Origin of the sequence: Streptomyces sp. NBC_00322 (genome assembly GCF_036147535.1) — a bacterium.
Classification (GTDB): Bacteria; Actinomycetota; Actinomycetes; order Streptomycetales; family Streptomycetaceae; genus Streptomyces.
This window is the reverse complement of sequence record NZ_CP108019.1, coordinates 3543495-3569254: the sequence shown is the minus strand read 5'-3', so window position 1 is coordinate 3569254 and position 25760 is coordinate 3543495. Positions and strand designations below refer to the sequence as shown.

At 70.3% G+C, this 25760-nt stretch carries 26 protein-coding genes; 16 read left to right on the top strand and 10 right to left on the bottom strand.

Annotated elements, in window-relative coordinates; translation table 11 throughout:
- Positions 1–8 precede the first annotated feature (8 nt).
- The 10 genes from OG905_RS16000 (at position 9) to OG905_RS15955 (ending at position 11376) form a co-directional block, all read left to right on the top strand.
- A complete protein-coding gene (locus OG905_RS16000; RefSeq protein WP_328670219.1) occupies positions 9–932 on the top strand; it encodes an N-acetylneuraminate synthase family protein in 924 nt (307 codons plus the stop codon).
- Positions 933–1166: 234 nt separating this feature from the next.
- Positions 1167–2249: a hypothetical protein gene (locus OG905_RS15995; protein ID WP_328670218.1), complete on the top strand. Its 1083-nt coding sequence runs from the start codon at positions 1167–1169 to the stop codon at positions 2247–2249.
- Positions 2250–2422: 173 nt separating this feature from the next.
- A complete protein-coding gene (locus OG905_RS15990; RefSeq protein ID WP_328682382.1) occupies positions 2423–3646 on the top strand; it encodes an amidohydrolase in 1224 nt (407 codons plus the stop codon).
- Between the two features lie 240 nt (positions 3647–3886).
- Positions 3887–4945 (top strand): BMP family lipoprotein, encoded by a 1059-nt coding sequence (locus OG905_RS15985; protein WP_328670216.1) that lies wholly within the window; start codon positions 3887–3889, stop codon positions 4943–4945.
- Between the two features lie 256 nt (positions 4946–5201).
- The gene (locus tag OG905_RS15980; protein WP_328682380.1) at positions 5202–6740 is read left to right on the top strand and encodes an ABC transporter ATP-binding protein; all 1539 of its coding nucleotides are present in this window, start codon (positions 5202–5204) and stop codon (positions 6738–6740) included.
- On the top strand, positions 6737–7843 hold the full coding sequence (locus OG905_RS15975) for an ABC transporter permease (protein ID WP_328670213.1): 1107 nt from the start codon (positions 6737–6739) through the stop codon (positions 7841–7843). The genes OG905_RS15980 and OG905_RS15975 overlap by 4 nt, the downstream gene beginning before the upstream one ends.
- Positions 7840–9111 (top strand): ABC transporter permease, encoded by a 1272-nt coding sequence (locus tag OG905_RS15970; protein ID WP_328670210.1) that lies wholly within the window; start codon positions 7840–7842, stop codon positions 9109–9111. The genes OG905_RS15975 and OG905_RS15970 overlap by 4 nt, the downstream gene beginning before the upstream one ends.
- Complete coding sequence (locus OG905_RS15965) at positions 9108–9509, top strand: cytidine deaminase (RefSeq protein WP_328670209.1); 402 nt, start codon at positions 9108–9110, stop codon at positions 9507–9509. The genes OG905_RS15970 and OG905_RS15965 overlap by 4 nt, the downstream gene beginning before the upstream one ends.
- Positions 9510–9604: 95 nt before the next feature.
- A complete protein-coding gene (locus OG905_RS15960; protein ID WP_328670206.1) occupies positions 9605–10882 on the top strand; it encodes a thymidine phosphorylase in 1278 nt (425 codons plus the stop codon).
- A 176-nt stretch (positions 10883–11058) separates the two neighbouring features.
- The gene (locus tag OG905_RS15955; RefSeq protein WP_328670204.1) at positions 11059–11376 is read left to right on the top strand and encodes an STAS domain-containing protein; all 318 of its coding nucleotides are present in this window, start codon (positions 11059–11061) and stop codon (positions 11374–11376) included.
- A gap of 7 nt (positions 11377–11383) precedes the next feature.
- Here the strand turns inward: OG905_RS15955 and OG905_RS15950 are convergent, their stop codons facing one another.
- The 3 genes from OG905_RS15950 to OG905_RS15940 all read right to left on the bottom strand — a co-directional run bounded on the left by OG905_RS15950 (position 11384) and on the right by OG905_RS15940 (position 14565).
- Positions 11384–12394 carry a sigma-70 family RNA polymerase sigma factor gene (locus OG905_RS15950; RefSeq protein WP_328670203.1) on the bottom strand — a complete coding sequence of 337 codons (1011 nt, stop codon included), beginning with the start codon at positions 12392–12394 and terminating at the stop codon, positions 11384–11386.
- Between the two features lie 67 nt (positions 12395–12461).
- Positions 12462–13091, bottom strand: coding sequence for a L,D-transpeptidase (locus tag OG905_RS15945; RefSeq protein WP_328682379.1), 630 nt, complete (start codon positions 13089–13091; stop codon positions 12462–12464).
- A gap of 205 nt (positions 13092–13296) precedes the next feature.
- Positions 13297–14565 (bottom strand): MFS transporter, encoded by a 1269-nt coding sequence (locus OG905_RS15940; RefSeq protein WP_328670202.1) that lies wholly within the window; start codon positions 14563–14565, stop codon positions 13297–13299.
- A gap of 62 nt (positions 14566–14627) precedes the next feature.
- Between OG905_RS15940 and OG905_RS15935 the strand changes: the two genes are divergently transcribed.
- Entirely contained in the window at positions 14628–15581 is a 954-nt protein-coding gene (locus OG905_RS15935; protein ID WP_328670200.1) for a LysR family transcriptional regulator, read from the top strand.
- Between the two features lie 192 nt (positions 15582–15773).
- Here OG905_RS15935 and OG905_RS15930 read toward each other — a convergent pair whose 3' ends face one another.
- Complete coding sequence (locus OG905_RS15930) at positions 15774–16454, bottom strand: alpha/beta hydrolase (RefSeq protein WP_328682378.1); 681 nt, start codon at positions 16452–16454, stop codon at positions 15774–15776.
- Positions 16455–16716: 262 nt separating this feature from the next.
- Between OG905_RS15930 and OG905_RS15925 the strand changes: the two genes are divergently transcribed.
- From OG905_RS15925 to OG905_RS15915, 3 genes are all read left to right on the top strand, one after another.
- Positions 16717–17871, top strand: coding sequence for an adenosine deaminase (locus OG905_RS15925; RefSeq protein WP_328670198.1), 1155 nt, complete (start codon positions 16717–16719; stop codon positions 17869–17871).
- A 125-nt stretch (positions 17872–17996) separates the two neighbouring features.
- On the top strand, positions 17997–18380 hold the full coding sequence (locus OG905_RS15920) for an ATP-binding protein (protein WP_328670197.1): 384 nt from the start codon (positions 17997–17999) through the stop codon (positions 18378–18380).
- Positions 18381–18474: 94 nt separating this feature from the next.
- Positions 18475–19230 carry a hypothetical protein gene (locus OG905_RS15915; protein ID WP_328670195.1) on the top strand — a complete coding sequence of 252 codons (756 nt, stop codon included), beginning with the start codon at positions 18475–18477 and terminating at the stop codon, positions 19228–19230.
- Positions 19231–19264: 34 nt separating this feature from the next.
- Here OG905_RS15915 and OG905_RS15910 read toward each other — a convergent pair whose 3' ends face one another.
- The 5 genes from OG905_RS15910 to afsQ1 all read right to left on the bottom strand — a co-directional run bounded on the left by OG905_RS15910 (position 19265) and on the right by afsQ1 (position 23112).
- Positions 19265–19465, bottom strand: coding sequence for a PspC domain-containing protein (locus OG905_RS15910; RefSeq protein ID WP_328670194.1), 201 nt, complete (start codon positions 19463–19465; stop codon positions 19265–19267).
- A 93-nt stretch (positions 19466–19558) separates the two neighbouring features.
- Positions 19559–20131, bottom strand: a complete 573-nt coding sequence (locus tag OG905_RS15905; protein WP_328670192.1) for a VanZ family protein — start codon at positions 20129–20131, stop codon at positions 19559–19561.
- 80 nt (positions 20132–20211) lie between these two features.
- Positions 20212–20832: a hypothetical protein gene (locus tag OG905_RS15900; protein WP_443044073.1), complete on the bottom strand. Its 621-nt coding sequence runs from the start codon at positions 20830–20832 to the stop codon at positions 20212–20214.
- Positions 20833–20837: 5 nt separating this feature from the next.
- A complete protein-coding gene (locus OG905_RS15895; protein ID WP_328670190.1) occupies positions 20838–22394 on the bottom strand; it encodes a HAMP domain-containing sensor histidine kinase in 1557 nt (518 codons plus the stop codon).
- Between the two features lie 40 nt (positions 22395–22434).
- Positions 22435–23112, bottom strand: a complete 678-nt coding sequence (gene afsQ1 / locus OG905_RS15890) for a two-component system response regulator AfsQ1 (protein ID WP_175257369.1) — start codon at positions 23110–23112, stop codon at positions 22435–22437.
- 259 nt (positions 23113–23371) lie between these two features.
- On the opposite strand from afsQ1, the gene OG905_RS15885 reads away from it, so the two are divergent.
- On the top strand, positions 23372–24106 hold the full coding sequence (locus tag OG905_RS15885; RefSeq protein WP_328670169.1) for a SigE family RNA polymerase sigma factor: 735 nt from the start codon (positions 23372–23374) through the stop codon (positions 24104–24106).
- A gap of 453 nt (positions 24107–24559) precedes the next feature.
- Here the strand turns inward: OG905_RS15885 and OG905_RS15880 are convergent, their stop codons facing one another.
- Positions 24560–25264 (bottom strand): uridine kinase, encoded by a 705-nt coding sequence (locus OG905_RS15880; RefSeq protein WP_328670167.1) that lies wholly within the window; start codon positions 25262–25264, stop codon positions 24560–24562.
- A 54-nt stretch (positions 25265–25318) separates the two neighbouring features.
- On the opposite strand from OG905_RS15880, the gene OG905_RS15875 reads away from it, so the two are divergent.
- Positions 25319–25711, top strand: a complete 393-nt coding sequence (locus tag OG905_RS15875) for a hypothetical protein (RefSeq protein ID WP_328670165.1) — start codon at positions 25319–25321, stop codon at positions 25709–25711.
- Positions 25712–25760: the final 49 nt, after the last annotated feature.

Genomic DNA, 25760 nt, shown 5'->3' with positions numbered 1-25760 from the left:
CGACCCCCATGAGCCCGTCCCGCCTGCGCACCCTCGGCACCAAGACCGCCGGTCCCGGCCACCCCGTCTATGTCACCGGTGAGATCGGCATCAACCACAACGGCGACCTGAACAACGCCTTTGCGCTCATCGATGCCGCCGCCGACGCCGGCTGCGACGCGGTCAAGTTCCAGAAGCGCACCCCGGAGATCTGCACCCCGCGCGACCAGTGGGACATCGAGCGCGACACGCCGTGGGGCCGGATGACGTACATCGACTACCGCCACCGTGTCGAGTTCGGCGAGGACGAGTACCGCCGGATCGACGCGCACTGCAAGAAGCGCGGCATCGACTGGTTCGCCTCCCCGTGGGACACCGAGGCCGTCGCCTTCCTGGAGAAGTTCGACGTCCCCGCGCACAAGGTGGCCTCCGCCTCGCTCACCGACGACGAGCTGCTGCGCGCCCTGCGCGCCACCGGCAAGACGGTCATCCTCTCCACCGGCATGTCGACGCCGAAGCAGATCCGTCACGCCGTGGAGGTGCTCGGCAGCGACAACATCCTGCTCTGCCACGCGACTTCGACGTACCCGGCCAAGGCCGAGGAGCTCAACCTCCGCGTCATCAACACCCTCCAGGGCGAGTACCCGAACGTCCCGATCGGCTACTCCGGCCACGAGACCGGCCTGCAGACCACGCTCGCCGCGGTCGCGCTCGGCGCCGCCTTCGTCGAGCGCCACATCACCCTCGACCGCGCCATGTGGGGCTCCGACCAGGCGGCCTCCGTCGAGCCGGGCGGCCTGCAGCGCCTGGTCCGCGACATCCGCACCATCGAGACCGCGCTCGGCGACGGCGTCAAGAAGGTCTACGAGTCCGAGCTCGCCCCGATGAAGAAGCTGCGCCGGGTCGCGGGCGTCGTCGCCGAGGCCGGCGACCGCGAGCCGGCCGCGGTCTGACGGGCCGGCCACCGTGCTGTCTCACCCCGGGAAGCCTTTCCCGGACCCATCTCGAGGTGAACGTCAGTGCTGTGTCTTCCCGGGGGGCAACCCCCGGACCCCCGGTCGCAGCGGCGCTCGGGCCGTCCCGGCATCTCGAGGTGAACGTCAGTGCTGTGTCTTCCCGGGGGGCAACCCCCGGACCCCCGGTCGCAGCGGCGCTCGGGCCGTCCCGGCATCACGAGGTGAACGTCAGTGAATCTCGCTTTCGTCGAGAGTCCGGTCCAGCTCCTGAACGTCCTGGAGTGGGCCCACTCCAGGCCCGGTGCGACGCTGGACCGGGTCCCGTCACAGCCGACCGGCCCGGCAGCGGCGGCACGCCTGCCGGTCGCCGAACTCACGGTGGTCGTCCTGTCGCCCACCGACCCCATGTCGCGGGGCCAGCTGCGCCGGATGGCGGAGCTGGCCCGCGACGAGGGCTTCACGGTGCGCTGGCAGGAGGCGCGCGGCGGGACGAAGGCCCCGCTGAAGACGGTGCGGGAGCTGGCCCCGATGCTCCACCGGGCCGAGCGCATCGTCATAGGTGACCCGTTCTCGCGCTACGTACAGCTACTGCTGACCATGACCGGCAGCAGGGATCTGACCATCGTCGACGACGGCACGGCCACGATGGAGTTCGTCGCGCAGCTCGCGCGCGGCGAGAAGCTGGTGCGCTGGCACCGGCGCGGCAGGCGGGGCCCTCGCGAGCTCGTCCTCGCGCCCGTCACCTTTCTGGCCCGCCGCAGGCTCACGCCCTCCCGCAGCCGCCAGGTCGAGGTCTTCACCTCGATGCCGGTCGAGCCGCCGCCGGGGATCACCGTCACACCGAACCGCTTCGCGTGGACCCGCTCCCGCTTCGGCCCGCCCAAGATCACCCGGGGCGCGGACCTGGTGGGCACGTCCCTGGTGGAGACGGGGGTCGTGGACCTGGACCAGTATGTGGAAGCGGTTGCCGCCCTGGCCCGTACGCACGGCGCCACCCGCTATTTCGCCCACCGCCGGGAGAGCTCGGACAAGCTCCACCGCCTCGCCGTCGAGACCGGCCTGGAGATCGTCCGCCCGGACCTGCCGCTGGAGCTGATCGCCCGCCGTGGCCCGATCGGCCGTACGGTCCTCAGCTTTCCGTCGACCGTCGTGCACACCCTGCCGCTCGCCCTGGTGGGTACGGGCATCCAGGTGGCCGTCTGCGACATCGCCCCGGAGTGGCTCAGAGACAGCGCATCCCCGCGGGCGCAGGGATTTCTGGCGGGAGTGACGGGGACGGCCCGCGACGTCCAGCGGCTGCCGGCGCCCGCATAAGAGGCGCGCTCGCCCACTCGCGTTACGGTAGAGAAGAGGAGTGAGCTTACCCACACGAGCGTGCAACTATGCACCTCGCGGCCATCTTTCCTTCCCCTATCGGGTTGAACTTTTGTTGATCAGTGGTCAGTTGACCCCTGTCTGGGCCTACTCTTCAACAGGTGAACCAACTGATGTCCCGCGAGTCCGAGGCCGACCAGCCCGGGGAAGCCGCACTGCCAGGCACGCTCTCCGAGCCGCTGCGCGACGAGCTCATCGCCTTCCGCCGCGACCTGCACATGCACCCGGAACTCGGCAACCAGGAGTTCCGTACCACCGCGGCGCTCAAGGCGCGCCTGGAGCAGGCGGGCCTCACGCCGCGCGTGCTCTCCATCGGCACCGGACTCATCTGTGACATCGGCAGCTGGGACGGGGTACGTCCCCTCTTCGCGATCCGTGCGGACATCGACGCGCTTCCCATCCCCGACACCAAGACAGAGGTGCCCTACCGCTCCACCGTCCCCGGCCGGGCGCACGCCTGCGGGCACGACGTGCACACCACCACGGTCCTCGGCGCCGGGCTCGTGCTGGCCGAGCTCGACCGGCAGGGGCTGCTGCCCCAGCCCGTCCGGCTGATCTTCCAGCCCGCCGAGGAGGTGCTGCCGGGCGGCGCGCCCGACGCCATGGAGTCCGGCGTGCTGGACGGCGTCGGCAAGATCATCGCTGTTCATTGCGACCCCCGGGTCGACGCGGGCGTCATCGGGCTGCGGCCCGGACCCATCACCTCCGCCTGCGACCGCCTTGAGGTCACACTCGACGGCCCCGGCGGCCACACCGCCCGCCCGCATCTGACCACCGACCTGGTCACGGCCGCGGCGAGGATCGTCACCGACGTCCCCGCCCTGCTCGCCCGCCGCGTCGACGCCCGCTCCGGGCTCGCCCTCACCTGGGGCCGTATCGAGTCGGGCCACGCCTGCAACGTCATCCCGCAGCACGCCGAACTGTCCGGAACCGTGCGCTGCCTGGATCTGCCGGGCTGGCGCGCGGCCCCCGACCTGGTGCACGCCGCCATCGACGAGATCGCCACGCTGCACCGGGCCAAGTCGCAGATCAACTACATCCGCGGAGTCCCGCCGGTGGTCAACGACCCGGTCGTGACCGAGCTGCTGCGCGACGCTCAGACGGCTCGCCGTGGAGCATGCGCAATCGAGGACACCGAACAGAGCCTGGGCGGCGAGGACTTCTCCTGGTACCTGGAGCACGTCCCGGGCGCGATGGCGCGGCTGGGCGTGCGCACGCCCGGCGACACGACGCGCCGTGATCTGCACCGGGGTGACTTCGACGCCGACGAGCACGCGATCCAGGTCGGTGTCGAGCTCTTCACCGCCGCCGCGCTGCTGGACGCAGAGCGCGGATAGCTGCGCAGACGGGTGGCTTTGGAGAAATCCGCCGTCCTGCCGAGTAACGGGGCCGGGCGGCGGCCCGGCGGGTGTACCTTGCGTTCTTGAGCCGCTACTGCGCGCAAAGCTGATGGCCTGTTCGCGACGATACGATAACGACTCATGAACAGGGCTTTAACTGACATCTACGCGCGTTACGATCGCCGCGAAACCAGCGCCGGAACTGGCGCTTTCGGTCAGGTTTTAAGGAGCCCCTCAGTGCGCCGGATCACCAGGATCGCCACCGTGGGCATCGCGTCCGCGGCTCTCGCGCTGTCCGTCACCGCGTGTGGCGGCAAATCGTCTTCGTCTTCGTCCTCCGAGTCCAGCTCGGGCAACGGCGGCAACGTCGCCATCGCATACGACATCGGCGGCCGTGGCGACCAGTCGTTCAACGACGCCGCCTACGCCGGCCTGGTGAAGGCCGAGAAGGACCTCAAGGTCAAGGGCACCGAGGCCGAGCCCACCGAGGGCGAGGGTGACCCGGACAAGGTCTCGCGCCTCACGTCGCTGGCCCGCGCCGGCAACAACCCGGTGATCGGTGTCGGCTTCTCCTACGCCCCCGCCATCGCCCAGGTCGCGCCGAAGTTCCCGAACACCACCTTCGGCCTCATCGACGACACCTCCAAGACCGGCAAGAACATCGCCAACCTGGTCTTCAACGAGGAGCAGGGGTCCTACCTGGCCGGCGTCGCCGCCGCCAAGGTGACCAAGTCGAACATCGTCGGCTTCATCGGCGGCGTCGAGACCCCGCTGATCAAGAAGTTCGAGGCGGGCTACGTCCAGGGCGTCAAGGACACCAAGAAGAACGTCACCGTCAAGGTCCAGTACCTGACGCAGCCGCCGGACTTCGGTGGCTTCTCCAAGCCCGACCTGGGCAAGGCCGCCGCGCAGGGCCAGCTCGACGCGGGCGCCGACGTGATCTACGCCGCCGCCGGTCTGGCGGGCTCGGGCTCGATCGAGGCCGCGTCGAAGGCCGGGAAGTGGGCCATCGGTGTCGACTCCGACCAGTACAACCAGAAGGGCCTCGCGGCCTACAAGGCATCCATCCTCACCTCGGTGACCAAGGATGTTTCCGGCGCGGTCTTCAACGTGATCAAGTCGGTCAAGGACGGCAAGCCGCAGTCCGGTGAGGTCCGCTACGGCCTCGCCGCAAACGGCGTGGGCCTGGCCGCCTCCAACCCGGCCTACACCAAGATGACCGACGTGACCGCGGCGGTGGAGAAGGCCAAGGCCGCCATCACCGCCGGCACGATCAAGGTCAAGACCGCTCCGTAATCGCGGGCACGCCAGGACCTTAGGCACGCGGGTCCGGAGACGGCGGCACACAGCCGCCCCTCCGGGCCCCGGCCCGGTTTTTGGCCATCGGTTTTTGTTATTCGGCTGTGCTACGCGCGTAGAGCGCGCTGGGACGCGATAACTTCGCCCCGCCCCCTGCCCGCATTTCCACAGCCCGTCCCGCCTGCCCTCCCTACTCCTTTCCCGCCAAGGAGAGTGCGTCATCAACGCGTCCAGCCCTCCTGCCGCCGTAGAACTGCGCGGCATCACCAAGCGCTTCCCTGGCGTCGTCGCCAACCACGACATCGACATCACCGTCAGCAAGGGCACCGTGCACGCCCTCGTCGGTGAGAACGGTGCCGGCAAGTCGACCCTGATGAAGATCCTCTATGGCATGCAGAAGCCGGACGAGGGCACCATCACCGTCGACGGCGATCAGGTCACCTTCCACAGCCCTGCCGACGCCATCGCGCGCGGCATCGGCATGGTCCACCAGCACTTCATGCTGGCCGACAACCTCACCGTGCTGGAGAACGTGGTTCTCGGCGGCGAGAAGCTGTACGGCATCGGTGCCCGGGCCCGTAAGAAGATCCAGGAGATCTCGGACGCGTACGGGCTGAACGTGCGCCCCGACGCCCTGGTCGAGAACCTCGGTGTCGCCGACCGCCAGCGCGTGGAGATCCTCAAGGTCCTCTACCGCGGCGTCCACACCCTGATCCTCGACGAGCCCACCGCCGTGCTCGTCCCGCAGGAGGTCGACGCTCTCTTCGACAACCTGCGCGACCTCAAGGCGGAGGGCCTCACGGTCATCTTCATCTCGCACAAGCTGGGCGAGGTCCTGCGGGTCGCCGACGAGATCACGGTCATCCGCCGCGGTACGACGGTCGGCACCGCCGACCCGCACACCACCACCACGAAGCAGCTCGCCGAGCTGATGGTCGGCAGCGAGCTGCCCTCGCCGGAGACCCGTGAGTCGACGGTGACGGACGTGCCGATGCTGCAGGTCTCCGACCTGAAGCTGACCGTGACCGACCCCGACGGTGTCGTCCGCGAGGTCCTCGCGGGCATCAACTTCACCATTCACAAGGGCGAGGTGCTGGGTGTCGCCGGTGTCGAGGGCAACGGCCAGACCGAGCTCATCGAGACCCTGATCGGCATGCGCCTCCCGGACGGCGGTGTCATCACGCTCGACACCGACGACATCTCGCACGCGCCGACCCGCAAGCGCCGCGAGGGCGGCATCGGCTACATCCCCGAGGACCGCCACCGGCACGGTCTGCTTCTGGAGTCCTCTCTCTGGGAGAACCGCATCCTCGGCCATGTCACCGAGGAGCCCAACAGCAAGCGGGGCCTGCTCGACCTCAAGGGTGCCCGCAAGGACACCGAGCGGATCGTGCGCGAATACGACGTGCGCACCCCCGGCATCGAGGTCACCGCGGCCTCCCTCTCCGGCGGCAACCAGCAGAAGCTGATCGTCGGCCGCGAGATGAGCCACAGCCCCAAGCTGCTGATCGCCGCGCACCCCACCCGTGGTGTGGACGTCGGCGCGCAGTCGGCGATCTGGGACCAGATCCGCGAGGCGCGCCGCGAGGGCCTCGCGGTGCTGCTGATCTCCGCCGACCTGGACGAGCTCATCGGGCTCTCCGACACCCTGCGGGTGATGTACCGGGGCCGGCTGGTCGCGGACGCCGACCCCGCCACGATCACCCCGGAGGAGCTGGGCTCGGCCATGACCGGAGCTGCCACCGGCCACCTCGAAGCACCCGAGCAGCCTGAGAACGGTGAGGGCCGATGAAGAAGTTCGACAAGGACCGGCTGCTGCTGGGCATCGCCGGCCCGGCGCTCGCGCTGGTCGTGGCCTTCGCGCTCACCTCGATCGTGCTGCTCGTCTCGGACCGTGATCCGATCGAGCCGTACCAAATCATGTACGACACGGCCCAGTTCACCGACGTACAGGTCAACATCGTCAATACGACCGGTACGTACTACCTGGCCGCACTCGCCGTCGCCATCGGCTTCCGGATGAACCTGTTCAACATCGGTGTGGACGGCCAGTACCGCCTCGCGGTGATGCTCGCCGCCGTCGTCGGCGCCAACGTCGATCTGCCAAGCCCGATCCACATCCTGCTGATCGTGCTCGTCGCCATGGGCGTCGGAGCCATCTGGGCCGGTATCGCGGGTGTCCTGAAGACCACCCGCGGGGTCAGCGAGGTCGTCTCCACGATCATGCTGAACGCGATCGCCACCAGCCTGATCGCCTGGATGATCCTGCCCGCCAACCTCGGTGTGCAGCTGCCCGGTTCCAACGACCTGAACACCGGCGAGATCCCCGAGTCCGGCTGGTTCCCGGGCGTGGACGTCGACGGCGGAACCATCTACGGCTTCACGTTCGTCGCGTTCGCGCTGGGCATCGTCTACTGGTTCGTGCTCAACCGCACCCGATTCGGCTTCGACCTGCGCGCCACCGGCGCCAGCGAGTCCGCCGCCCATGCGAGCGGCGTCGACGCCAAGAAGATGATCCTCACCGCCATGCTGATCTCCGGCGCGGTCGCCGGTCTCGCCGGTCTGCCGCTGCTGCTGGGCGACACCCACACCTACAGCCTGAGCTTCCCGGTCGGTGTCGGCTTCACGGGCATCACCATCGCCCTGCTCGGGCGCAACAACCCGATCGGCATCTTCTTCGCCGCACTGCTCCTCTCGTTCCTGGACAAGGCCTCGGCCGAGCTGGACCAGCACGGCTACGAGAAGGAGATCGCCACGATCATGCAGGGCCTGATCGTGATCGCGGTCGTCGTGTCCTACGAGATCGTGCGCCAGTACGGGCTTCGCCGACAGCAGCAGAAGGTCGGCGAGGAGCTTGCCGCGCAGGCCAAGAAGAGTGAGGAGGTCGCGGCATGAGCGAGTCCACGAGCACCGTCTCGATGGTGTCCACCGCGCCCAAGAAGGGCGGCGGACGCCGCAAGCTGTCCCTGCCCGTGATCCTTCTGATCATCGCGGGCGGCCTCGCGCTGTTCTCGCTGGTCCGGGAGATCAGTGGTGCCAACGACCTCACCTCCGTCGGCCAGGTCGCCGGAGCCCTCCAGCTGGCCGTGCCGATCGGCCTCGCCGGACTCGGCGGTCTGTGGGCCGAGCGTGCGGGTGTGGTCAACATCGGCCTCGAGGGCATGATGATCCTCGGCACCTGGTTCGGTGCCTGGGCGGGCTACCAGTGGGGCCCGTGGACCGGTGTCCTGGTGGGCATCGCCGGCGGTGCGCTCGGCGGTCTGCTGCACGCGGTCATGACGGTCACGTTCAACGTCAACCACATCGTCTCCGGTGTGGCGGTCAACATCCTGGCCGTCGGCTTCACCCGCTATGTATCTAACTTCACCTTCGCCGAGGCCGAGGGCGGCTCCTCCAAGCAGTCCCCTCGCATCGACCAGATCTACGACATCACCATTCCGGGACTCTCGGACTGGCTGGCGGACCTGCAGGCCAGGCACTGGTTCTTCATCTCCGACCTGGCCGGTGCGCTCGGCGGTCTGGTGACCAACCTGTCGCTGCTGACCATCGTGGCGCTGCTGCTGGTCCCGGGGACCTGGTGGGTGCTGTGGCGCACATCCTTCGGTCTGCGGCTGCGGTCCTGTGGTGAGAACCCCGTCGCCGCCGAGTCCCTCGGCGTCAACGTCTACAAGTACAAGTACATCGCCGTCCTCGTCTCCGGTGGCCTGGCCGGACTCGGCGGCGCCTTCCTCGCCATCGTCTCCACCGGTATCTACCAGGAGGGCCAGACCGGCGGCCGCGGTTACATCGGTCTCGCCGCGATGATCTTCGGTAACTGGATGCCCGGTGGCATGGCGCTGGGCGCCGGACTCTTCGGCTTCACCGACAGCCTCAAGCTGCGCGGCGGCGCCGAGAACGTCCACGCCATGCTTCTGCTGCTGGCGATCCTGCTGGTGCTGGCCTTCGCCTGGCAGCTGTACAAGAAGAAGCACTGGCAGGCCGCGATCTGCCTCGCGGTGGCCGCGGGCCTGTACGCCTGGTACGCACTGACCGACGCGCTGCCCAGCCAGTTCGTGGACGCCGCGCCGTATGTCACCACGCTGCTGGTCCTGGCGCTGTCCGCGCAGCGGCTGCGGCCGCCCAAGGCCGACGGCCTGCCGTACAAGAGGGGCCAGGGCAAGTGAAAGACGCCGACCGGGAGTTCGACTGGGACGCGCTGCGCGAGCTGGCGCGCGAGGCGATGTCGCACGCGTACGCCCCCTACTCGACCTTCCCGGTCGGCGTGGCCGCGCGCGTCGACGACGGCCGCACGGTGATCGGCTGCAACGTCGAGAACGCCTCGTACGGGCTCAGCCTGTGCGCGGAGTGCGGCCTGGTCTCCCAGCTCCAGGCCACCGGCGGTGGCCGGCTGACGCACTTCACCTGCGTGGACGGCCGCGGCGAGATTCTGGTGCCGTGCGGCAGGTGCCGTCAGCTGCTGTACGAATTCGGCGGCCCCGAGCTGCTGGTGGAGACCCCGGCAGGGGTCGTCCCGCTCTCCGAGATGCTTCCGCAGGCCTTCGGGCCGGGGCATCTCGGTTAGCAAACCTCGCGGCCCTTCCGCTTCGTCGGAAGGGCCGTTCCCCTACGCTTTCTCTATGCGCGTAGAGCGACTCTGAGCCACTCTGGAGGAATTCCATGGACGTCATCTCCGTCATCCGCACCAAGCGGGACCGGGGCGAACTGAGCCCCGAGCAGATCGACTGGGTCATCGACGCCTACACGCGCGGTGAGGTCGCCGACGAGCAGATGTCGGCGCTGGCGATGGCGATCCTCCTGAACGGCATGAACCGTACGGAGATCGCCCGCTGGACCGCCGCGATGATCGCCTCCGGAGAGCGCATGAACTTCGACGCGCTCTCCCGCCCCACCACCGACAAGCACTCCACAGGCGGCGTCGGCGACAAGATCACGCTGCCGCTCGCGCCCCTGGTCGCCGCCTGCGGCGCCGCCGTACCGCAGCTGTCCGGCCGCGGCCTCGGCCACACCGGCGGCACCCTCGACAAGCTGGAGTCCATCCCCGGCTGGCGCGCACTGCTCTCCAACGAGGAGATGCTGCACGTCCTGGACACCACCGGCGCGGTGATCTGCGCGGCGGGCAACGGCCTGGCCCCCGCGGACAAGAAGCTCTACGCGCTGCGCGATGTCACCGGCACCGTCGAGGCCATCCCGCTGATCGCCTCCTCGATCATGTCCAAGAAGATCGCCGAGGGCACCGGCTCCCTGGTCCTGGACGTCAAGGTCGGCACCGGCGCCTTCATGAAGACCATCGAAGACGCCCGCGAACTGGCCTCCACCATGGTCGCGCTGGGCACCGACAGCGGAGTGAAGACCGTCGCGCTGCTCACCGACATGTCCACCCCGCTCGGCCTCACCGCCGGCAACGCCCTGGAGGTCCGGGAGTCCGTCGAGGTCCTGGCGGGCGGCGGCCCCGCCGATGTCGTCGAGCTGACCCTGGCGCTGGCCCGGGAGATGCTGGACGCGGCCGGTATCAAGGACGCGGACCCCGCCAAGGCCCTGGCCGACGGCTCCGCGATGGACGTCTGGCGCCGCATGATCGCGGCCCAGGGCGGTGACCCCGACGCCACGCTCCCGGTCGCCCGTGAGCAGCACGTCGTGACCGCCCCCGCCTCCGGTGTGCTCACCCGCCTCGACGCGTACGACGTCGGCGTCGCCGCCTGGCGCCTGGGCGCGGGCCGCGCGCGCAAGGAGGACCCGACGCAGGAGGGCGCGGGTGTCGAGCTGCACGCCAAGCCGGGGGAGCAGGTGACGGCGGGGCAGCCGCTGATGACCCTGCACACGGACACGCCTTCGAGGTTCGACTACGCGCTGGACTCGCTGAAGTCGGCGTACGACGTCGCCCCGGCAGGCACCGAGTTCACCGCGAACCCGATCGTGCTGGACCGTATCGCCTGACGCATTGTCAGTACGAGAACGGGAACGGGACCGGCGGCGCGAGCCACCGGTCCCGTTTTCGCGCTGGAAAGCGACGAGCCGATGAGATTCGCCCCGCCCGGCGGTCCACAGAGCAGGGCATATCCGCCCCTGCGAGGGACGGGAAGGTGGGTCATGGCCCCAGACCGGGTATCGCGATGAGTTCCGGCCGCAGGGACAGTCCCTTCGGTGTGGACGCCACGCAGCCCATCGTCGTGCGCATCGCCGGGAGAGTGGTACCGGCCGATGTGCCGCGCCTGTGTGAGGAGTTGGCCGCGCGGCTCATCCACAGCGATGCCACCGAGGTGATCTGCGACGTCGGCGAACTCACCCACGCCGACCTGGCCGCCGTGAACGCTCTCGCCCGGCTGCAGCTCACCGCCCGGCGACGGGGGTGCCGGATCGGGCTGCGCGATGCCCGGCCCGAGCTGCGGGCGCTCCTCGATCTGGTCGGCTTCGGCGAGGCCGTCGCCTGACCGCGGCCTAACCCGTCGCCTCGCCCGTGGGCGCGCCCTCCTTGTCCAGCAGCGGCGGCAGCTCGAACAGCGGGAACCAGCGCTTGGTGTCCAGGAAGAAGTCCATCCCGCCGATCATGCCGCTCCTGACCTCCAGGACGATGAGCGCCCATGGCTCGTACCCCTCGCCGCTCTGGCTCGGGTGGTAGTGCGCGAAGGCCGGGGAGCCGTTGGCCACGGTCGGGACCAGCTTCGAGCCCCGGCAGACCTCGCCGACGCCGAGCATCCAGCCCACGATGTCGTCGTGGCCGCGCAGCCACAGGTCGTAGGGCGGCATGGACATGGTCGCGTCTTCGTGGAGCAGCGCCGTCAGCGCCTTCATGTCGTACCCCTCGAAGGCAGCGACATAGCGGTCGAGGAGCTTCTGCTGCTCCTCGTCGAGCGGGTCGGCAGCGTCCGTCGTGGCCGGCTCCGACTCGGCGAGCGTCGCCCGCGCCCGCTGCAGCGCGCTGTTGACGGAGGCGACCGAGGTGGACAGCAGCTCAGCCACCTCGCTCGCCTTCCAGGCCAGCACCTCGCGCAGGATCAGCACCGCCCGCTGCTTGGGCGGCAGATGCTGCAGCGCCGCGACGAACGCCAGCCGGATCGTCTCCCGCTCCACCGCCGTCTCGGCCGGGTCGGCGACCGACGGCAGCACCCGCCCGTCGGGCACCGGCTCCAGCCAGGTGATCTCCGGGCGGGAGGTGAGCTGTGCCTGGGCCACCGGGGTGGGTGCCGTGAGGTCCATCGGGCGGGCCCGGCGGTTGCCGGCGTTCAGCATGTCCAGACAGACGTTCGTCGCGATGCGGTAGAGCCAGGAGCGCAGTGACGAGCGCCCCTCGAACTTCTCGAAATTGCGCCAGGCCCGGACCATCGTGTCCTGGACGGCGTCCTCCGCCTCGAAGGCGGAGCCCAGCATGCGATAGCAGTAACCCGTCAGCTCGCGCCGGTACTGCTCCAGCCGGGAATCGAGATCCTTCGTCGTTGCCAGATCACTCATCGGGTCCACCCCTGTCGCCCATCGGCACCAGCCCTTCGGAACCTACAGGAGGGGACTGACAGTGGGGTCAGGTTCCGGGCTTGCGCCCGTAGACGTAGACGTCGTCGCCGTTTCTCAGCAGGTTCCAGTATGCCTTCGCGTCCGCGGGCCGCATGTTCACACAACCGCCCGAGCCCGGCGGGTTGTACATGGACTTCGTGGTGGAGTGGAATGCCTGTCCGCGGTCGAAGAACTGCGAGTACGGCATCCGTACGTTGTAGAGCGTCGACCAGTGGTCGATGCTCCGCCAGTAGATCTTCTTGGCGCCGGTCCGCGTCTCGGTGCCGTCCTTGCCCGTACGCACCGGCACCGGGCCGTACTTCAGCTTCGCGCCGTCCTGGATCCAGGTCAGCTGGCGCGTGAGGTCCACGCACGCGATACGGCCCTTGTTGACCGGGCACTTGCCCGCCCTGTTGGGCGTTTTTCCGGCCGCCCGCTGCTGGAGGATCGTGTTCATGGTGCGCCAGGTGATCACGCCCGCGTAGCCGATGGCCGGCTTGATGCCGTGCCAGCCCTGGAAGGTCTGGATCGCCTTGCAGTCGGCCGCCGACTGCTTTCCGTCCACCGGGCGGCCCAGGAACTTCTCCACCTGCCTCTGGTACGGGCCCGTGGACGTCGTGCACGAGGCCGCCTGCGCGGGCGCGCTGCCGAGCGCCATCGTCAGCGGGACCACGAGCCCGGTCAGTCCGAGCGCTATCCCCGCGCGTCGCCCGTTCGTGTTCGTCACAGCCACCAACTCCCCTTCGCCGTCTGTCGGTTTGACACGCGTCGGGGAGTTGGAGTTGTACGGATTCTCTATGGAATCTCAGTGCATGTCGGCGCCGGGGTCAGTGCCCGTGGGAGCACCGGGCCAAGCGCCCGGCTCAGCGGCGGGCCGTGGCGAGAACCAGCCGGTGCTCGGCACGGGCCACCCGGGTCCCGTACAGCGTGATCGACACGACGCCGAGCACGGCGAGCAGACCGAGCAGGACCGTGCCCGCCCAGCCGCCGGAGTGGAAGGCGATCGCGCCGAGCGTTCCGCCCGCGCTGCTGCCCAGGTAGTACGCGGACTGGTAGAGCGCGGAGGCCTGGGCGCGGCCCGTCTTCGCCGTACGGCTCACCGAGGACGAGGCGACCGCGTGGCCCGCGAAGAAGCCCGCGGTGATCAGGACCAGGCCCAGCAGTACGGCGGGCAGCGAGTCCGCCAGCGACAGCAGCAGGCCCGCGGCGGTGGTGGTGACCGCGAGATACAGCGCGCCGCGGCGGCCCAGGCGGCCGACCAGCCCGCCCGCGGCGGCGGAGGACACCGTGCCGACGAGGTAGACCAGGAAGATCGAGCCGATGACGCCCTGCGGGAGACCGAACGGCGCCTCGACCAGCCGGTAGCCGATCACCGTGTAGACCGCGCCGAAGACGGTCATGAACAGCGCGCCGATCGCGTACAGCCGCAGCAGCAGCGGGTCGGCGAGATGGCCGCGGACGGTCTTCGTGAGCGCCTTCGGGTTGAGCGAACCGGGCGTGAAATGGCGGGCCTTGGGGAGCAGCGCGCGGAAGACCAGCGCGCACACCACCGCCATCAGGCCGACCGCGGCGAGCCCCGCGCGCCAGCCCCAGAGCTGGGCCACCCAGCCGGTGACGATACGGCCGCTCATGCCGCCGATGCTGTTGCCCGCGACGAACAGGCCGATCGCGGCGACCAGTGCCTTGGGGCGTACTTCCTCCGCCAGATACGCCATCGCCGAGGCCGGCAGACCGGCGAGCGCCGCACCCTGCACGGCGCGCAGCGCCACCAGCCACTCCAGGCTCGGCGCGAACGGCACGAGCAGCCCGACCACGACGGCGACCGCGAGCGAGGCGGTCATCACGCAGCGCCGCCCGAAGCGCTCGGAGAGTGCGCTCATGGGCAGTACGCACAGGGCCAGCGCGCCCGTCGCGGCGGAGACCGTCCAGCTGGCGGCGCTCGCACTCACGCCGAAGGAGGCGGAGACGGCGGGCAGCAGCGCCTGCGTGGAGTAGAGGAGGGCGAAGGTGGCCACTCCGGCGGCGAAGAGCGCGAAGCTCATGCGGCGGTAGCCGGGGGAGGAGGGGGTCAGGCGGTGGTCGGTGCGGGCGTCCACGGTGATGGTGGACGCCTTGGTACTGGCGGGAGACATGCATCGAACGTAGGCCGCGACATCTCATGCGTCCAATGCACGGAATGGCGATAATCGATCCCATGGTGCATCAACACAGCTCACAGGCGCGACTGTCACCGAGTAGTTACGAAGAAGACATCGCGTTGCTGCTCGCTCCGCGGCTCGCGTACTTCGCCGGGGTGGCCCGGCACGAGCATGTGACGCGTGCCGCGCAGGAGATGGGGGTGCCCCAGTCGACGCTCTCGCGGGCCATCGTGCGCCTCGAACAGGACCTGGGGGTCGTGCTGTTCGCCCGCAAGGGCCGCACCGTCTCGCTGACGCCGGCGGGCCGGACCTTCCTCACGTCCGTGGAGCGCGCGCTCGCGGAGGTGGAACGGGCGGCGGAGTCGGTCCAGGCGGACGCGGATCCGGCGTCCGGGAAGGTGGCCTTCGGCTTCCTCCACACGATGGGTTCCGAGACGGTGCCCGGCCTGATCCGGGCCTTTCGGGCCGACCACCCGCGTATCCGCTTCACCCTCGTCCAGAACTACGGCGAGGCGATGATCGAGCGCCTGCGGGCCGGGGAGCTCGACCTGTGCCTGACCTCACCGGTCCCGGACGCACCGGACCTGGTCGCCCGCCGCCTCGACGAGCAGCGCCTGCGGCTGGTGGTCCCGGACGACCACCGCCTGGCCGCCCGCAAGCGGATCCGCCTGGCCGAAGCGGCCGACGAAACCTTCGTCACCCTGGAGCCGGGCTACGGCCTGCGGCGCATCACCGACGACCTCTGCGCGGAGGCGGGCTTCACCCCGCGCGTCGCCTTCGAGGGCGAGGAGGCGGAAACCCTGCGCGGCCTGGTTGCCGCGGGCCTGGGCGTGGCCCTGCTCCCACCCCCGGCGGTGGCCCGCCCGGGAGTGGTCGAACTGACGGTGACGTCCCCGCGCGCGGCCCGCGAAATCGGCGTGGCCTGGCTGGACGGCCACGTGGATACGGCACCGGTGGCGGCGTTCAAGCGGTTCTTGCTGTCACGCCGGGGCCATCTGCTGCCGGACTGACGTCCGGGGGTTGTTCCCCCACCCGCCCGCCCCTTGGAATACAGGGGTACGGGGGTACCCCCGGCCCCGCGGCGCCGCAACTCCGCGCGGCGGGTGGCCAGGGCTTCGCCCGGGCCAAGCCCCGAGCCCGGCGCCGCCGGCATGGGTGCACCCCGGCCGCCCGGGCCCATTCCGCGGTCGCAGCGGACCGGCTCAGTTGCGGAGGGAGCGGCCGAAGCCTGCCGCGAGCGGCATGCGGAGGCCCAGGGGCGGCGGGGCCGCCAGGGCGTCGGCCACTGGGCGGGCGAAGGTGCGCGTGAACAGGGCGCCCAGGACGAAATCCGCCGCCAGCGCCAGGACTTCCTCATAGTGCTGGCGCAGCGCGTGGCCGTCCGAGTGGACCTCGAAGCGGCACGTGTCGCGGTTCGTCTTCTTCGCGCGTTCTGCAAGGCGGTAGGAGAGCTCCGGGTCCGTACGCGCGTCGTTCGTGCCGTGCACGATCATCACCTGGCGGCCCACCAGCTGTTTCACCGGCTCCGGCGTGGCCGCCACATCGTCCTCCGGCAGCCAGGGTGCCATCGCCAGCACCGAGTTGACCGCCGGGTGGCCCGCCGCCCGGAGGGCCGCCCGGCCGCCCATGCCGTGGCCCGTGAGGCAGACGGGGACGTCGCCGTAGCGCCGTACCACCTCCTCCACCGCCCACGTCGCGTCCGCCGCCAGGTGCGCGTCCGGGCCGTTCCAGCCGCGGCAGCGGTAGTGGACCGCGTGCACCGCCAGGCCGTCCGTGCGGCCCGCGCGGGCCAGCGTGCGGCCCAGCGGCAGCGCCGCCGCGTACGACAGCGCCGAGGGCCTGCGTACCGACTCCGGCTCGCCGTCGGGGAGGAGCAGCACCACCCCGCCCACCGCCGAGTCCGTGCCGAACGCGCGTCCGCCCGCCGGCCTTCCCAGCCGCGCACTCGGCGGCGTCCGGCTCCCTCGCGCTCCCCTTGCCACCGTCGCTGCCGCCGCGCCTTCCGGACGCCCCCACCACAGGGGCAGTGCGTGGTCTGCCATGGCAGAACAGTCTCAGAAGGACAGGTGTACTCCACCCGTACGCACGGTCACTGTTACGTATCGACGCGGCGCTCTCTACGCGCGTAGGGGCTAGAGTGCGCAGATGACGAGCCAGACCCTCAACACGCCCAACGCGGACCAGATCCGCCGCGCTCCGAAGGTGCTCCTCCACGATCACCTCGACGGCGGGCTTCGTCCGGGCACGATCATCGAACTCGCCCGCGAGACGGGCTATGAAGCGCTTCCCGAGACCGAGCCCGACAAGCTCGGCATCTGGTTCCACGAGGCCGCCGACTCCGGCTCCCTGGAGCGCTATCTGGAGACGTTCGCGCACACCTGCGCCGTCATGCAGACCCGTGACGCCCTGTTCCGCGTCGCCGCCGAATGCGCGGAGGATCTCGCCGAGGACGGCGTCGTCTATGCCGAGGTGCGCTACGCCCCCGAGCAGCACCTGGAAGCCGGACTCTCCCTCAAAGAGGTCGTCGAGGCCGTCAACGAGGGCTTCCGCGAGGGCGAGCGGCGCGCCCGCGCGAGCGGTCACCGTATCCGCGTCGGCGCCCTGCTGACCGCGATGCGGCACGCCGCCCGCGCCCTGGAGATCGCCGAACTCGCCAACAGTTACCGCGACATGGGCGTCGTCGGCTTCGACATCGCGGGCGCCGAGGCGGGCTTCCCGCCCACCCGTCACCTCGACGCCTTCGAGTATCTGAAGCGGGAGAACAACCACTTCACGATCCACGCCGGCGAGGCCTTCGGACTGCCGTCCATCTGGCAGGCGCTCCAGTGGTGCGGCGCCGACCGGCTCGGACACGGTGTGCGGATCATCGACGACATCGAGGTGTCCGACGACGGCGCCGTGAAGCTGGGGCGGCTCGCCGCATACGTACGGGACAAGCGCATCCCGCTGGAGCTCTGCCCGACCTCCAATCTGCAGACCGGCGCGGCCGCTTCCTATGCCGAGCACCCCATCGGACTGCTGCGCAGACTCCACTTCAGGGCCACGGTCAACACCGACAACCGGCTGATGAGCGGCACCAGCATGAGCCGGGAATTCGAGCTGTTGACCGAGACTTTCGGATACTCGCTCGACGACATGCAGTGGTTCACCGTCAATGCGATGAAGTCGGCGTTCATTCCTTTCGATGAACGACTGGCAATGATCAGCGACGTCATCAAGCCGGGTTACGCCGAGTTGAAATCCGAATGGCTGTTCCGGCAAACCGCCACGACCAGCGACTCTTCCCCCGTCGAGGACTGAGCGCGGGCACTCCGAAGCGGCCGGGACCGTCAACACCCGGCCGCTTCGTGGTGTTTGCGGGCGCAGACTACGGCTGGCTAGCTTGCAGAGCCGCTCGATATCCCCGTCCCAAGGACTCATCCCTGATGAAGCAGTCTGCTGCCAAGACTCTCGGTGTCGCCGCTCTCGGCGCCGCCTTCGCCGCTGCCGCCGCGGGCACCGCAACCGCCGCGCCCGCGCTCCCCGACTCCGCCACCTCGCTGGACACCGTCACCAGCGTCGCGCCCGTCCAGGAGGCTCTGACGCAGCTTCCGGCCGGTGCTCCGGAGTCGCTGGCCGGCGGCACGAGCACGCTGCCCGGCGCGGTCCAGGGGGCGGCCAGCAAGGTGCTGCCCAACGCCGACGCGGCCGACCCGGTCGGCAGCCTGCTCGGCGGCCTGCCGGTCGGCAAGGCCACGAGCGGTCTGCCCACGAGCGGTCTGCCCACGAGCAGTCTGCCCACCGGCGGTCTGCCCGGTCTCGGCGGCTGACGCACTCCGCAGACTCCGTACGCTCCGTACACGGATGTGGGGCGCACACCCGAACCGGGTGTGCGCCCCACATCCGTGTGCCAGGATCGCCGCCATGCGCGTGAAGACCGCAGGACTGACCGCACTTGTCACCGTCCCCGCGCTCCTGCTGGCCACGGCCTGTACGAGTGACGACGGCAAGCAGCCCGCCAAGGGCACGAGCAGCCCTGCCGGTACGCAGACGGGCCGCAGCCCCGACACCGCCAAGGGTGGTGCCGAGGCCTCCGAGCCGCTCAGCGGGCCCCAGTTGGAGCGGGCCGCGCTGGCCACCGGCGATCTGCCCGGCTTCCAGGTGTCCCCGGGGAAGAGCGCGCTCGCGCCCTCCGGACAGCCCGCCGCCGACAGGCACAAGTGCCAGCCGCTCGCCGACGCGATGGGCGACAGGCCGAGCCCGCAGGCGCGGGACACCGTCAACCGTGGGCTCGGGTCACTGCAGAGCCTCGGCCTCGCGGTGTCCGCCTCGCTCAGTTCGTACAGCGAGGCGGCGGCAGGAAAGCTGATGCAGTCGCTCACGTCGGCGGTCGCGGGCTGTGGCGAGGGTTTCAGCGCGACCCTCGACGGCCGCAGCGGCGACTACCGCGAGGTGAAGACCGCGGCCTTCACCGTCAGCGGCGCCGACGAGACCGTCAGCTGGACCACCGTGGGGTCAGGCGACGGCGCCCAGGTCCCGATCCATCTGGTCGTGGTGCGCAAGGGCGCGACCGTGGCGCGTTTCATGGCGCTCGACCTGGCGCGGCGTACTGTGCCGCGGGTCCCTCAGGCGGTCGCCGACAAGCAGCTGGCGAAGGTCGCCCAGGTGCTCGCCGGCTGAGAAGGGCGGCCCGGCCGGTCCGGCCGGCTGCGTACTACCAGGCCGTACTGGCGGTCTTCTCCGAGGGAAGCAGCGCCCAGAGCGCCAGGTAGATCAGGAACTGCGGTCCGGGCAGCAGACACGAGACAACAAAGATCACACGCATCGTCGTCGCGGAGGTGCTGAAGCGCCGTGCCAGCGCTGCGCACACTCCGCCGATCATGCGTCCGTCTCGGGGGCGGACAAGTGCGGCCATGGTGGGCTCCTTCGCGAGAACCTTCCGGGGAGCATCTCTGTCGTGCTCCCGATGCATCCATGGTGGCTCCGCGAGGGGGGTCAAAGCGTCGCTCTACGGGGCGATCCCGACCCTGGGAATCGTCGGGGTCGCCCCCTGAGACGCGTCATCCCGGAGCATGGCCCCGCGCTGCCGCCGGGAGGAGCCCGCCGCGGATGTCCGCCCTTGCCTGCGGCGGAGCCGGGCCCGGCCCGCGGGCACGACGGCCAGATGGGCCAGGGCCACCCCGGCCGTGTTCAGCAGCAGCGAGTCCACGTCGAGCACCCGCCCGGGGACCCCGGTCTGCAGCAGCTCGATGCCGAGCGACAGCAGGGCCCCGGCCGCGACCGTACGGGTCAGCGAGGCCAGCGGAGAGACGATGAGCTTGCCGCCCGCCATGGGCAGCAGTACGCCGAGGGGCGCGAGCAGCAGCAGACCTTCGCCGATCCGGCGCGCGGCCTCCACCGGGCCCAGCGCGATATCCGCCTTTATACCGGCGAGGGGCTCGAGATTCGCGGCCGTCACCCACGCCACATCGAGGGGGCGCAGCATCAGCCAGGAAACGAGCAGCAGATGCGCGAGGAGGAGGATGACCCCCGCCGCGCGGAAGTGGATGGCGGCACTGCCTGCCGGACCTTGACGCTGCACGCCCCCCAAGACGCACGCTTCCCGCGAATCGGTTCCGCCCGCCTCGAAGAGGAAGCTCCGCGGGACGCTCGGGGGACTCTCTACGACGCCGAGGGCAGCGCGCCGAGCGTCGGTACGGCCTCCTGGGGCCGCTCCTTGGCTCCGGCCGAGCACTGGTACCCGCGGGGCGCGTAATCCCCGGGCCCGCCCAGCAGCACCGAGCCGTCGGCCGCTCCCGCCCGGCTCTCCGCGAAGGTGCACACGATCTGGGCAAGCGCCGTCGTCGGCAGATCCTCCGGCTGGCGGCTCAGCCGCAGCGTCCCCGCCGGATCTCCCTTGCGCGCGCCGCTCAGAGTGAGGGGTCCTCGTACGTACGTCGCGAAGCCCGCCTCGTGCTCCGGCGCCGAAGGCTCCTTCTCGAGCTCGTCGAGGAGCGCCTGGGCGGCCCGAAGACGGCTGTCGCCCGCCTTCCCGTCGGACATCGGAGCCGTACGGTCCACGGACGCCAGCTGGGAGGCGCAGACCAGGTAGACGCGGACCGGGACGCCCTGCGGCTGTGCCTGGGGCGTGATGTTCTCCCCGGTCACCTCGCAGGGCACCCGCGAAGGCGCGGGACCGGCGTCGACGGGCACCTGGGTGGGCCGGATCCCGCAGCCGCCGAGGACGGCCACGCCCATGAGTACGGCGAGTGCCGCTGCCGTGCGCCGGGTACGGCCCTTCACGCGTGTCACTGCGTGCCTTCCTCTCCCCGGTCGTCCGCGGGGTCCTGGTCCGCGTCCGTGTCGCCGTGCCCGTCGCCGTCGTTCAGCGACGAGGCGTCGCGCGGCAGCCGCAGCACGAACACCGCGCCGTCGCCGTCCGCCGAATTGGCCGCGGTGATGTCGCCGCCGTGGATATGGGCGTTCTCCATCGCGATCGACAGCCCGAGCCCACTGCCCTCGGAGCGCGGCCGCGAGGCGCTCGCCTTGTAGAAGCGGTCGAAGACATGCGGCAGCACGTCCTCGGGAATGCCGGGCCCGTGGTCCCGTACCTCGATCAGCAGCTCGTGGTCGACCGGCCGCACCGACACCCGTACCGGCGAACCGCCGTGCTTGAGTGCGTTGCCGATCAGATTCGCCAGGATCACATCGAGCCTGCGCGGATCGAGCCGCGCCATGATCCCGCGCTCGGCGTCCAGGTCCACCGCGTCCAGCCAGGCGCGCGCGTCGATGCAGGCGGTCACCTGGTCGGCGACGTCGACCGTGTCCAGGACGAGCCTGGCCGTGCCCGCGTCGAAGCGGGTGACCTCCATCAGGTTCTCGACGAGGTCACCGAGCCGACGGGTCTCGCTGACCACCAGGTGCACGGCGGGCGCGATCATCGGGTCGAGGCTGTCGGCCTCGTCCTCGAGCACTTCGGCCACGGCGGTGAGCGCGGTCAGCGGGGTGCGCAGCTCGTGCGACATGTCGGCGACGAAGCGGCGGCTGGACTCCTCCCGCGCGCTCATGTCCGCGACCTTCTTCTCCAGCGACTCGGCCGTCTTGTTGAACGTCCTTGCCAGCTCGGCGAGTTCGTCCGTGCCCGAGACCCGCAGCCGGGTGTCGAGCTTGCCCTCGCCGAGCCGCCGGGCCGCCTCGCCCAGCCGGTGCACCGGCTTGAGGACGGTGGTGGCAGCGGCCTGCGCGAGCAGCGCCGAGCCGACCAGGGCAAGCGCGGTGGCGATCCCCAGCGACCAGGCGAGGGAGTTGAGGTCCTGGCGCTCCTGGTCCAGCGACTTGAACACGTAGCCGGTCGGGCCGCCGCCGATGATCCGCGTGCCGCCGACCAGATAGGGCCTGCCGTGGCGCTGGGTGCGCTGCCAGTAGAGGTGGTACGGGACGGAGTTGCCCGCGCCCACGCCCTGCCGCTCGTTGACGGCCTCCTGCAGCTTGGCCGGGACGTCGTCGAGCGTGAAGTTGTCCGGATCGGAGGCGCCGACGATCGGCTTGCCCTTGTCGCGCTCGCCGATGAGCAGCACGCTGTAGCCGGCGTTGCCTCCGGCCATCTGCTCGGCGGTCTTCTGCAGTTCGCTCTGGGTGGGCCGCAGCGGCAGCGCGGCGGCCCGGTTCTGCATCCCCTGGCGGAAGTCGCCGAGCGCCGAGTCCTGCGTACGGGTCAGCACGGCTTCCCGGTTGAGCCAGTACGCGATGCCCGAGGCGGACACGGCGGCGGTCAGTGCGACCAGGGCGAAGACGACGACGAGACGGAGCCGAAGGCTCGTCCAGCGAAGTCCGGCGAGTATCGCGCGCTTCGCGGCACCGCTCACCGAGTGCTTCCGTTCACGGGGGTCATGGCGTGCACATCTCTCACTGGGGGACGTCCAGCCGGTAACCCACACCGCGCACCGTACGGATCAGGGTCGGCGAGGACGGTACGTCCTCCACCTTCGCGCGCAGCCGCTGCACGCACGCGTCCACCAGTCGTGAGTCGCCGAGGTAGTCGTGCTCCCACACCAGCCGCAGCAGCTGCTGCCGCGACAGCGCCTGCCCGGGCCTGCGGCTCAGTTCGAGGAGCAGCCGCAGCTCGGTCGGCGTGAGCTGCAGATCCTCGCCGTTCTTGGTGACCGTCATCGCGGATCGGTCGATCACCAGCGAGCCGAAGGTCGCCGAATCGGTGGACTCCCGCTCACCGCGCCGCAGTACGGCACGGATCCGGGCATCCAGCACGCGGCCCTGCACGGGCTTGACGACATAGTCGTCCGCGCCCGACTCAAGACCCACGACCACATCGATGTCGTCGCTGCGTGCGGTCAGCAGAATGATCGGCAGCTGGTCGGTGCGCCTGATGCGCCTGCACACCTCGAAACCGTCGATCCCGGGCAGCATCACATCCAGCACGATCAGGTCCGGCCGCTGCTCACGCAGCAGTTTCAGGCCGTCCTCGCCCGTCGCCGCGGTGGCCACTCGGTGGCCCTGGCGTGACAGCGAGAGTTCGAGGGCCGTGCGGATGGCGTCGTCGTCCTCGATCAGCAACAGGAAAGGCACGGAGGTCATTCTGTCCCATGGGGGAGCCGTAGTTCGACTGCTGGTGCGCTCTCACACGACTCCTCCCCTTGTGAGAGGCGTTTCGAGCGCTTTGTTCCACGGTTCGCGAGGGGGTCCTGACCGGGCCCGGACCGCTGATCAACGAGACTCCGGTGGGCCCTGTGACAGGCCTGTGACAGTCGACGGACAGCGCCATGAAACTGCCCGGGCAATCTTTTTGGCACACGGACGGAAACAGCCACTCGACGGGGGGCGCGAGATGAACGCACTGCACAGCACCAACTCAAGCGCAGTTGTCACGCGTCTCCACGACGTCGTGAGGAGCACCGAGAAGTCCGGCGCGGTGAACGGGCGGGGGTGCGTTCGCAGCGCCGGGCGTCAGCACAAGCCGTCGTACATGACGGTCGTTGACGCGAACGTGGGGGCAAGCGGTGCGGCGTACGGAGAGGCCACGGGGGAGCGGACGAGCCTGTCGGAGGCGGAGTTCACCGCCTACGTGCAGGAACGCCGCGCCTCTCTGTACGCGACCGCGTACCACCTGACCGGGGACCGGTTCGAGGCGGAGGATCTGCTGCAGAGCGCCCTCTTCTCCACGTACCGGGCCTGGGACAGGATCAGCGACAAGGCGGCGGTCGGGGGATATCTGCGCCGCACGATGACCAACCTGCACATCAGCGCGTGGCGCCGGCGCAAGCTCAACGAGTACCCGACGGAGGAGCTGCCGGAGACGGCGAGCGACACCGACGCGATGCGGGGTACGGAACTGCGCGCGGTGCTCTGGCAGGCGCTGGCCAGGCTGCCCGAACTCCAGCGGACGATGCTGGTCCTTCGCTACTACGAGGGCCGCACCGACCCGGAGATCGCGGAAATCCTGGACATCAGTGTCGGCACGGTGAAGTCGAGCATCTGGCGGTCGCTCCGCCGGCTGCGCGAGGACGAGGTCCTCAGCTTCGGCCGTGACGAGGAAGAGTCCTTCGGCGAGCTGGTGGCCTGAGGGCAACGGGGGGAACGGGGCCGCCGTTTCGGGGGAGACGGCGGGAACGGGGGACCACGGGGGTCACGGGGGCCACGGGGGATACAGAGCGGGACCGGACAGGCCGGGGGGTCTTGTCCGGCCCCGCCGCGTTTTGCGCTGTGCCTTGCGCCTGAACCGGCGCCGCCTTCGCGGAGGCGCTTGCTCTGCGTGGGGGTTGCTCCATGGCTGCTTGCGGTACATGCGGGCGGTTTACGGCGGACGCCGGCCGCGACCGGCGCTTCCTGGCTGGTTCGGGGAGCGGGCTGAGCTCCTCCCAGCTCGGGGGCCCGGGTTTCCGTACATCCCCGCAGGCGCGCGGCGCGGGACTTCCGTACCGGCTCCGGGCGCGGCGCGAAGCTGCTGCGAACCGCGGGGGTGTGGGGGTACCCCCGTACCCCCACGGTCATGAGCGGGTGGGCGGGGAGAACCCCGTCAGGCCATCGTGCGCGCCGCAGGCGTCCGGCGGCGGCCCGCTGCCGCGGCCGCGAGGCGGCCGAGGGCCTCGGCCTTGCCGCAGGGGAACGCGCCCAGTTCCGTCTGGCGGGCCACGATGCCCCGTTCCGCGCGCATCAGGCGCCAGCCGCGGCGCAACAGGAAGCCCACCGACTTGCGGCCCTCGCGAAGATCCCGTGTCAGCCGTCGGCGGAACGTCGTCGACGGGCGGCCGCGCAGACACAGCGCGTCCGCCAGTACGCCCAGTTCCTGGCAGCGCCCGACGATGTCCGCCGCGAAGATCCCCTCCGCCACGAACAACGGCGTGCGGTCGATGGCGAACGCCTCCACATCGACGCGCGAGCTCGTGGCGATGTCGTACACGGGCACTGTCGTGCGTCCCGTACGGCACAGCTCCGCGACCGCCGCCACCGCCGCGTCCGCGTCCCACGACGCCGGGGAGTCCCAGTCGATGTCCGAACTGCCCGCGACCAGCGGGAGCGTCGGGTCGTCGCCCTCCTTGTAGAAGTCGTCCAGGCGCAGCACCGGCAGACCGGTACGGGCGGCGAGGGAGGACTTTCCGGACCCGGAGGGACCCGAGAGCAGCACGACACGAGTGGGCATGGGGGAAGAGGTCACGGGACACCAGTGTGAGGCATTGACCCGTGAAGGGGACCCCTCGGGGCGGGCGTTGGTATTGAGCATCACACCTCAACTACGCTGCGTACTCGTCCGATTACCCACTCAGTCAGGAATCCCATGGCACGTCACACAGCTCCCCAGTCCCGGCGGCTCACCCTGCTGCGTGCGGGTCTGACCGTCGCGGCGGTGGCCGCGGCCCTCGGTGCGGGTGAGGCCGCCGCGCATGCCGCGCCGACGGCACCCGTGGGCCTCGACATGCTCGACGCGGACCAGGCCCAGGGTCCGACCGGCCTGGTCACCAACTCGGTGGCCGGTGTCGGGCAGCTCAAGAGCCTCCCGCTCAACCCGCTGGCCAAGACCGGCGTCGACCCGTTGAACAACGGCGTTGCCACCCAGGTGGCCGACTTCAAGCCGGTCGGCACGACGACGGCGACGGACCAGTTGACCCAGGGCCAGGCCGTCGAGGACCTGCCGGTGGTGGGCGGCGCGTCCGCGATGCTGCCCTTTTGAGCGGGGCCTGAGCCGGGCCTGAGCGGCCTGAGCCGGGCATGAAGGAGCC